At 40.4% G+C, this 5,323-nt stretch carries 4 protein-coding genes and 1 pseudogene; all 5 read right to left on the bottom strand.

The window, feature by feature from the left end; all coding sequences use genetic code 11:
• Positions 1-106: 106 nt before the first annotated feature.
• On the bottom strand, positions 107-931 hold the full coding sequence (locus ABL924_RS17725; RefSeq protein ID WP_349028424.1) for an IS3 family transposase: 825 nt from the start codon (positions 929-931) through the stop codon (positions 107-109).
• Between the two features lie 11 nt (positions 932-942).
• Positions 943-1,254 carry a transposase gene (locus ABL924_RS17720; RefSeq protein WP_349028422.1) on the bottom strand — a complete coding sequence of 104 codons (312 nt, stop codon included), beginning with the start codon at positions 1,252-1,254 and terminating at the stop codon, positions 943-945.
• Positions 1,255-1,318: 64 nt separating this feature from the next.
• Positions 1,319-1,543: pseudogene (locus ABL924_RS17715) on the bottom strand (IS701 family transposase); the annotation flags it as partial.
• A complete protein-coding gene (locus ABL924_RS17710) occupies positions 1,527-1,913 on the bottom strand; it encodes a TnsA endonuclease N-terminal domain-containing protein (protein WP_349028423.1) in 387 nt (128 codons plus the stop codon). The gene ABL924_RS17710 and the pseudogene ABL924_RS17715, both read right to left, overlap by 17 nt.
• An 880-nt stretch (positions 1,914-2,793) precedes the next feature.
• Positions 2,794-5,226, bottom strand: a complete 2,433-nt coding sequence (locus ABL924_RS17705) for an ATP-dependent RecD-like DNA helicase (protein WP_349028421.1) — start codon at positions 5,224-5,226, stop codon at positions 2,794-2,796.
• Positions 5,227-5,323: the final 97 nt, after the last annotated feature.

Raw genomic sequence — 5,323 nt, 5'->3', positions numbered from 1 at the left:
CAATGCTTCCATCAAGCTGTGGGTAGCCCTGACTAATTCAACTACCTTCCTAGAGTACCAACGGAAATATATATGTATCTTTACGTAAACACTCTCAAAATCCCGTTCATATTGCAACGGGGATTGATAACCGTGTTTTAATGAGATCGTTTGCCGTTGTAAAAAGCGACACATCAATAACACTGAGCTTGGCTGATGTTTTAGTCCTAAATTTTTCATAATTCAATTGTTCGTGTTTAAGGCTTCTAAAAAACCGTTCTGTCGGGCTATTGTCCCAACAATTGCCTTTGCGACTCATGCTCTGCTCCATTTTCATAATCGACAAATGCTTACGGTAGTCATGACTGGCGTATTGACTACCCCGATCCGAGTGGTGGAGCAAACCAGGCTTTGGTTTTCTGCGCCAAAAAGCCATTTGTAATGCACTGACACACAACGAAGTCCGCATGTGGTCAGCGATATCCCAGCCCACCACTTGTCGGGAAAACAAATCAATAACAACGGCTAAATACAGCCAACCGTCAAGCGTCCAGATGTAGGTGATATCGGTTGTCCAGACTTGGTTAGGGGCTTTCGCCTCAAATTGTCGATCCAAACTGTTGGGCGATATCGCCTTGTTATGGTTGCTGTCAGTGGTCACTTTAAAACGTTTGGGATAGCGGGCTTTCAAGCCCAACCGGGCCATTAAATGGCGCACTTGGTAATGCCCCGATTTTATGCCCGCTTTGCCCAGCGCATCGGATAGCCGCCGATAGCCGTAGGTTTGCCTATGGTCTTCGAAAAGCTGGCTGGCTTTGGCCTCAAGCGCGGCTTTTCGCTGTGCTTTCTCGCTATCCCCTGGCGTTTTAAGCCAAGTATAAAAGGCACTGCTACTCACTTCCATCACGCGGCATAATACGGTAACTGGATAAGTCTTCTGTTGCTCACGAATAAAACCGTACTTTATCCGATTTCTTTGGCAAAGAAGACAGCGGCCTTTTTTATGATTTCACGCTCCATGCGCAGCTGTTCGATCTCTTTGCGTAGCCGCAGCAATTCAGCTTGATCCGCTAAGTTCAAGGTGGCCGTCTTGGTGCTAGAGGGATTTGTAGGCCCTCGTTCTGCCCTCGACCAACGGCCTATCGCACTCAACGAAATACCCAGGCTATCTGCCGCTTGTTGATGGGTATAGCCTTTTTCAGTAACTAACTTGACCGCATCTTGTTTAAATTCTAATGTGAATTTAGGGTTGGGTCGCTTTATTTGATTATTCATGTCCACCTCTTATGACATTATAAATCTGTCTCTAGATGTGTCCGGTTTAATTAAATCATTACACGCTTTTGCGCTTCACCTTCTTGGTTGCCAAGTCGCTGTAAAGATAGGGCTTGCGCACCAGTTCGAAAGCCACCGGCATCGAGACGCTGTCGGCATGGTAAAGGCAGTTGAGGAGGTTGATGCCCTTGACCGACCGGCCTTTGGTGTGGTCAAAGTGCCAACACACCAATTCGTTCTCGTCGGTGTACGGCTTTTCCTGGATGGTGTCGTCAAAGATCAATACGCCAAGGCACGTTATTTAGGGTTTCGTTGGGCTTAAAACTATGGGCAGTAAGATAGGGCTGAAACCATTGGACATTTTTAGCAAAAAGTTTTGGAATCTCCAGTTCAGTGACAATACAGAAGGGGATGTGTTTCTCTTCCCAGAAGCGACGCTCGAGTTCTAATTTTTCAATCGTACGGGGACTATCCAACTCATCAGTATACTTTACCGAAATTGCCTTCCGTATAGTCCGCCCTTGCATTTGCAAATCCACGATAAAATCGGTAGTAACGACTTGGTCGATACCTTTAACACTTGGATTGGCAATATCCATTTGCTCGGCAATAGATAGGGAAGAACTAAGAGCTGTTGGAAACTGTTCACGAATATCGATTACATCAGGATTCCAGTCTAAGAGGTAAAAACGTGAAGTTCAAGATCAGATAAAAGGTGATGTACCCTACCGACCGTGATACTAGGAAGCCGGTGCGAACGACCTTTGGATGAAACATCCCTAACTGTCAAAAAAGGCCTGTATCACGCCTGAACCAGAACCACGTCCTTGTTTGAAGCGTTTCTCCGCAACTTTCAATGCAATTTCTTTTACTTCTTTGCATTTATCAGTCGAAAGGGACATAAGAATAAGTCCAATTGCTCGTTAAGTTGGTTAAATATAACGCTAACCGTGCTTATTGCTCCGGCCTTTTAAAGTTTTAAGTCAAGCTAATTGAATGTATTGATACGCATGGCTTTAATTCAGAAATAATTCAAACTTCACAAGGCCGAATCTATAGTATCAAAGTCTTTTTAAAAGTATCACTATTTATTTTAAGTATCACCAATTATTTTAAAATGACACAACAATGTCGGAGAGTAATAAAGATTCATACTGAAATGGCTTGAAAGCAGCATTTTACCGTTATGAAAATTTGGTCATAAATAATAAAGTATCATACTAAATTTGAACTCGTCTAATTTTGACCATAATCTTCAGGTAATAAAGTATAATACTAAGTTGTATGCCCAATTGGAATACAAAAGCAGCCGCTTAAAATTGTCGAAAATTTCAATTTTTTTTCAAAGTGAATGTGACAGTCCGACCCACAGGCGACTCTTGACCCTAGCACGAATAAACCTCCAAAAGAAGACGTTCAAAAATACTCAGTGGATTAATGCTTTCGACTCCCACAACAACATTTGCAGTTTTCAAGGGAAATGAAAAACTCATTTTAATAACGTCAATGATTAAGCATTAATGATTTTGAATTTCGGGATTATCTTCCAAAAACATCGTTTAAAATCTTGTCAATTTCGGGAATGGATATTGCCCCCCTTAAAGTTCCATCTTCCATGGTTTTTGGCTCATCCTTGGTTACTATCAACGTACCGTTTTCTCCACCTCCTTGCTCAAAAGGTAAGATATCATTTGCTACATACCATTGGTATTTTGCTTCCCAGCGTTCAGCATAGCCCTTGTCGTGCAACATTCCGCAATGTTCCCAATAGTAATTAATGCCGGTATCGTCATTCTCGATGGTAAAGTCCGGAAGTTTTTCTACTTCTTTTATCACCAATGGTTTTTCGTACATAGGCACTAAACCTTTATCCAACATACGCTGGTAAATGAGTAGTTCACTTTTAGACCGTAACATTCTTTCATCACTTGCCTGATGTATCAGGTTTTTCTCCAAATACTTTCCGTCCACTTCCACCATGTCGGGTTTTTCAAACAGGTTGGTAATACGGCTCAAGGTATCGGAATGTATAGGTGATGAAAGTGATTTAATATCGAACAGATTGCCTTGATACAATACAATCACTTTATCGGTTTGCCGGGTAAGGGCCGTATACAGCATTTCCCTTTTCAATAAAAAGCAGGGATTGGGTAATACAAAAAACACTTTTTTAAATTCGCTTCCCTGCGCCTTGTGTACGGTTAAGGCATAAGCCAATTCCAATGGTGGCTGGCTTTCTTCAGAAAACTCCCAGGTTTTAAATGTATAGGTGTAGCCCTTTTGACTACTAAATTCTATTTCTACATTTTGTGGCTGGCCTTTGTATTTTTTATAATCTGCTTTGCTTTTGTATTGCCCTACCACAACACCAATTTCACCATTCGCAAGGTAACCCAAACCATTGTTGGGATACATATCATCACGACTATGGTTACCAAGGTTAATGACTTTATCTCCGTACACAATTTGTTCCAATCCTAAAGGTTTAGGAATATTTTTAATTTTTATTTCATCACCATTCCAGTTTTCTACTTTCTTCCCAAATACGGCGGTATGAATATTTTCGCTACGGTATTTTTGGTGAAGTGCTCTGTTAATGGCCTGTACGCCAAAAACCCTTTCTCTTACTGGTGAAAGCACCTGCCATTTTTCGACAAATTCAACAGCGGGGCTTACTTTAAAATAATTCGCTCTACTGGTGCTGTTAAAAAAATCACCATCAGGTGAACCTAATTGTTTATTGAAACTAGTTTCATCTGTTATGCCGAGTTCTTCTTCCAATACTTTGGTAAATACCTTTTCAAAATCACTTTCATTCACCCATTTTTCCAATCGTAAAAAATTTGATTTTTTGTTGATAAGTATTTTTTGAAAAATATCATCAGCAGCAGGCTCAGGCACATTACCACTAAACCATTCGGCTAATTGCATGTCTTCACGATTGGTGCCACCTTGCCTTCTTCTGATAGTCAATTCTGCATATCCTGTGGACACTTTCGGGAACATGCCTTCTTCGTTAACTGGTTTTAAAAAATTTATAATATCAAAGAATGGTCTGCCTGCACCAATTGGTGGCAATTGGCGATGGTCACCAACTAAAATAAAACGCTTAACTCCTCTGAAACAATCTAATGTGGTTGCCAACATTTCTTCGGTAAGCATACTGCACTCGTCAATAATTACAGTCTCATAACCCGTTTCAGAAAACTTATCGGATAAAACATATTGCTGTAAAACGGGTAAATACCTTTTAAAAGGGCTTATCAGAAATTGAGCAAGTGTAGCCGTTTTAATGTTTGTACCTTTTATTGCTTCTTCCATCCGCACCCGTGCCTTTCCAGTAGGGGCAAGCAATAAAACACCTTTTGATTCAATTGATGGATGTTGGGCTAATACAGAAAGTAGGATTGTTTTACCTGTACCGGCAGGCCCTACTAATACTGATAATCGGGAATTGGCTAATTCCTGAAGGCAAGCTGCTTTTTCTTGTCTGGCTCGTATTTCATCGTCATCTATTTTTTGTACTTCACCAAAACGTCTAATTTGCTCAGCTTTAATTTTTTCATCGAGCCTATCACTCCAACTCTCATTTAAGTCAAGGCGTTTTGCTTTTATTCTATCTTTAATTTTGATCCTGATAATTTCTGTACATTTATGTAAGCGAACTAACTGGTAAGCAACCTCTCCGTTTTTTGTTGCTTCAATAGTAATTTCGCCCTTAAATATTTTTTCTGCCGTTTCGTAGTAATCACTATTTAATTCACACTTAGGTTGAATTGTTAATTCTCGAATATTTTTAATGATTATTTTTCTAGGCAAAAGGGTATGTCCAAGGCCTGCTGCCATTTCCAATTGGTGGATAGTCAAAGCCCTAATGCGTTTACTGTCTAACGGGTCATTAAAAGTTAACGAAACTGGCATTAATTGTTTGGTATTTGAAACTCCTAATAATCCAATATCAATTGTATACAATGAGACCTTTGCACGACCTCAAGCCCCAAAATGGGTAAAATAAGCCTTTATTCAAGTTCGAGCAATAGCCTATGTCCTGGAAGAACCTAGCCCAAAC

The organism is Methyloglobulus sp. (genome assembly GCF_040079455.1).
Lineage (GTDB): Bacteria > Pseudomonadota > Gammaproteobacteria > Methylococcales > Methylomonadaceae > Methyloglobulus.
This window is presented reverse-complemented; position numbering and strand designations above follow the sequence as displayed.